3 protein-coding genes are annotated in these 3,927 nt (G+C 66.8%); all 3 read left to right on the top strand.

Going from position 1 to position 3,927, the window contains the following annotated elements:
* On the top strand, window positions 1-471 hold a 471-nt coding region (locus ACLPJJ_RS08725; protein WP_443590585.1), incomplete at its 5' end, for a MerR family transcriptional regulator.
* A 21-nt stretch (window positions 472-492) separates the two neighbouring features.
* Window positions 493-1,629: a thiolase family protein gene (locus tag ACLPJJ_RS08730; RefSeq protein WP_443590586.1), complete on the top strand. Its 1,137-nt coding sequence runs from the start codon at window positions 493-495 to the stop codon at window positions 1,627-1,629.
* The gene (locus ACLPJJ_RS08735) at window positions 1,629-3,905 is read left to right on the top strand and encodes a 3-hydroxyacyl-CoA dehydrogenase/enoyl-CoA hydratase family protein (protein ID WP_443590587.1); all 2,277 of its coding nucleotides are present in this window, start codon (window positions 1,629-1,631) and stop codon (window positions 3,903-3,905) included. Before ACLPJJ_RS08730 ends, ACLPJJ_RS08735 begins: the two co-directional genes overlap by 1 nt.
* Window positions 3,906-3,927 lie beyond the last annotated feature (22 nt).

A 3,927-nucleotide genomic window follows, 5' to 3' on the forward strand; every position in this document is an offset into this window, starting at 1 on the left:
GTGCTCCGATCCGGCACTGCTGGAGGGTGTGACGCGATGACGCAAAATAACCCATTCTATACCGTGACCCAGCTTGCCGCCGAACTAGGGGTTACCGTACGCACTTTACATTTCTACGAGACACAGGGGCTGATCGCGCCCCAGCGCGCCGGGCATACGCGGGTATACACGCAGCGGGAGCGTGCGCGCCTGGTCCTTGTCCTGCGCGGCAAGCGGCTCGGCTTCTCCATCCGCGAGATCAAGGAATATCTTGAGCTTTACGATATTGATCCGACTCTGACGCAGCAGAACAAGTCGCTGCTGAAGTCGGTGCGGAGCCGTATCCAGCGCCTGGAGGAACAGCGCCAGGCGCTGGAGCAGACATTGGCCGAGCTGCGTGATATGGAGCGCCATGCCGAGGAAGCGCTGCAGACCAAGGGTACCTCCCTGCCGGCGGCGCGAAAACCAAGAACGCCACCAAGTAGCAAGTAAACATAAATAACGGAGATTACCGTGAGCAATGCCGTCATCGCGGGTTATGCCCGTTCCCCCTTCACCCCCGCGCCCAAGGGCCAGCTTGCCCGCGAGCGGTCGGACGACTTCACGGCGCAGACAATTGCCGCACTGGTCGCGCGCAGTGGCGTGAAGCCCGAGGACATTGAAGCGGTGGTCATGGGCTGCGCCTTCCCCGAGGGCGAGCAGGGGCTCAACGTCGCCCGCCTCGTGGGCCTGCTGGCCGGGCTGCCGCAGAGCGTGGCCGGGTACACGGTGAATCATTTCTGCGGCTCCTCGATGCAGGCGGTGCACATCGCCGCCGGGCATATCGCGGCGGGCATGGGCGAGGTGTTCATCGCCGCCGGCATGGAGAGCATGAGCCGCGTGCCGATGGGCGGCTACAACGTGCTGCCGAACAAGGCGCTGGTCGAGAAAGTCCCCGCCGCTTACATTGGCATGGGCGACACCGCCGAGAACGTGGCCCGCAAATGGGACATCTCCCGCGCCGAGCAGGAGGCGTTCGCCGTGCGCAGCCAGCAGCGTACTGCCGCGGCCATCGCCGCCGGGAACCTTAAGGACGAGATCGTGCCCATCGCCACCAAGGCTGGCGTGGTGGAGGCAGATGGCTGCCCGCGTCCCGACACCACCGCCGAGACGCTGGCTGGGCTGAAGCTGGCTTTCGACGTCAACGGCACGGTGACGGCCGGCACCTCCTCCCCGCTGACTGACGGCGCGGCCGCCGTGCTGGTGTGCTCCGAGGCCTATGCCGACAAGCACGGGCTGAAGAAGCTGGCGCGCATCAAGGCCAGCGCCGTTTCCGGCTGCGCGCCCGAGATCATGGGCATTGGTCCCATTGGCGCCACGCAGAAGGCCCTGGCCCGCGCCGGCATCTCCGCCGCCGATCTCGACGTGATCGAGCTGAACGAAGCCTTCGCCTCGCAATCGCTCGCCTGCATCCGTGACCTCGGCCTGGATGTGGAGAAGGTGAACATCGATGGCGGCGCGCTCTCGCTTGGCCATCCGCTCGGCGCCACGGGCGCGCGCATCACCGGCAAGGCAGCCAGCCTGCTGGCCCGCACCGGCGGCCGCTACGCGCTGGCCACGCAGTGCATCGGCGGCGGCCAGGGCATCGCCACCATTCTGGAGCGCGTGTGATGGCTGAAATTCGCAAAGCCGCCGTCATCGGCGCCGGCACCATGGGGGCGGCCATCGCGGCGCATTTCGCCAATGCCGGCACGCCCGTGCTGCTGCTGGACATCGTCCCCGGCGCCGCCGCTGGCGCCATCGCCAAGATGCAGAAGACCGACCCGGCGCCCTTCATGTCCTCCGCCGCGGTCAAGCTGGTCACGCCGGGGAACCTCGCCGAGGATATCGGCAAGCTTGCCGATTGCGACTGGATCGTGGAAGCCATCGTCGAGCGGCTGGACCTCAAGCAGGACCTGTACCGCAAGATCGACGCGGTGCGCCACCCGGGTGCGGCGGTGTCCTCCAACACCTCCACCATTCCGCTGGCCAAGCTGGTGGACGGCATGCCGGAAGCCTTCGCGCGGGACTTCCTGATCACCCATTTCTTCAACCCGCCGCGCTACATGCGCCTGCTGGAGCTGGTCACCGGCCCGCAGACCGATCCGGCGTTGGCTGAGACCATCGCGCACTTCGCCGACATTGCCCTTGGCAAGACCGTCGTGCGGGCCAAGGATTCTCCCGGCTTCATCGCCAACCGGCTCGGCGTGTACTGGCTGCAATGCGGCGTGATCGAGGCCATCGACGCCGGGATCACCGTCGAGGTTGCCGATGCGATCATGGGCCGCCCCTTCGGCATTCCCAAGACCGGCGTGTTCGGGCTGATCGATCTGGTCGGGTTGGACTTGATGCCGCATATCAACGCCAGCCTCGCCGCCACGCTCCCGGCAACCGACGCCTTCCACGCCGCCAACCGCGACCTGCCGCTCATCAAGACGATGATCGCGGAGGGCTATACTGGCCGCAAGGGCAAGGGCGGTTTCTACCGCAAGGGCGAAAAGGGACGTGAGGCGATTGACCTCGCCACCGGCGCTTACCGTGCGGTGCAGAAGCCGGAGCTGCCGGAAGCGAAGATCCGCGACCTGCGCGCGCTGCTCTCGGCGCCCACGCCTGCCGCCCGCTACGCCTGGCGCGTGCTGGGGCAGACCCTGGCTTATGCCGCGACCCTGGTGCCGGATGCGGCGGCGGATATCACGGCCATCGATGCCGCAATGCGCCTCGGCTATAACTGGCAATGGGGCCCGTTCGAGCTGATCGACAAGCTCAGCGTTGACTGGCTGGCCGAGAAGCTGGCGGTGGATGGCTTCGCCGTGCCGCCTCTGCTGGCGGCCGCCAAGGGCAAGAGCTTCTACCGCTTGGCCGATGGCCGGCAGGACTATCTTGGCACCGATGGCGCCTATCATCCGCTCATCCGTCCGGAGGGCGTGCTCCTGCTCGCCGACATCAAGCGCGTCGCCAAGCCGGTGCTGAAGAACGCCTCAGCCGCCCTGTGGGACATTGGCGATGGTGTGCTGTGCTTCGAGTTCACCTCCAAGGGCAACTCGCTCGACCCGCAGAGCATCGCGCTGCTCGGCAAGACTATCGAGCTGAAGCCGAAGGCGCTGGTCATCTATAACGAGGGCACGCTCTTCTCCGCCGGGGCGAATCTCGGCCTCGCCATCTTCGCCGCCAACATCGCCGGCTGGAGCGAGATCGACAAACTCGTGGCCGACGGGCAGCAGACCTACAAGGCGCTGAAATACGCACCTTTCCCGGTCGTGGCGGCGCCCTTCGGCATGGCGCTGGGCGGCGGCTGCGAGATCCTGCTGCACTCCGATGCCGTGCAGGCTCATGCCGAGCTGTACACCGGCCTGGTGGAATGCGGCGTCGGCCTGGTGCCCGGCTGGGGCGGCTGCTCCGAGATGCTGGCCCGCTGGGCTGCGGCACCCGGCATGCCGAAGGGCCCGATGCCCGCCGCAGTCAAGGTGTTCGAGATGATCAGCACCGCCACGGTGAGTAAATCCGCGGCCAACGCCAAGGAGCTACTGTTCCTGCGCCCCACCGATGGCATCACCATGAACCGCGACCGCCTGCTGGCCGACGCCAAGGCCCGCGCGCTCAAGCTGGCCGAGGCCTACACGCCGCCCGCGCCCCCCACCTACAGGCTGGGCGGCGAGGCCGCGCGGCTGGCCATGGAAAGCGCCGTCGAGGGCTTCCACAAGCGTGGTGCCGCCACCACCTACGACATGGTGGTGGCCTCGGAGTTGGCAAGCGTGCTCTCCGGCGGCTCCGCTGACTTGATCGACGAGGTCAGCGAGCAGGAGATTCTCACGCTGGAACGCGCCGCCTTCATGCGGCTGATCAAGAACGAGGGCACGCTGGCGCGCATCGAGCATATGCTCGCCACCGGCAAGCCCCTGCGCAACTAGGAGAGAACGGCAATGCAAACCT

This window comes from Acidocella sp., assembly GCF_052326845.1.
Taxonomy (GTDB): domain Bacteria; phylum Pseudomonadota; class Alphaproteobacteria; order Acetobacterales; family Acetobacteraceae; genus Acidocella.

Coding starts and splice junctions, on each gene's coding strand:
- ACLPJJ_RS08735 (WP_443590587.1), top strand. CDS start 1,629: ATGGCTGAAATTCGCAAAGCCGCCGTCATCGGCGCCGGCACCATGGGG.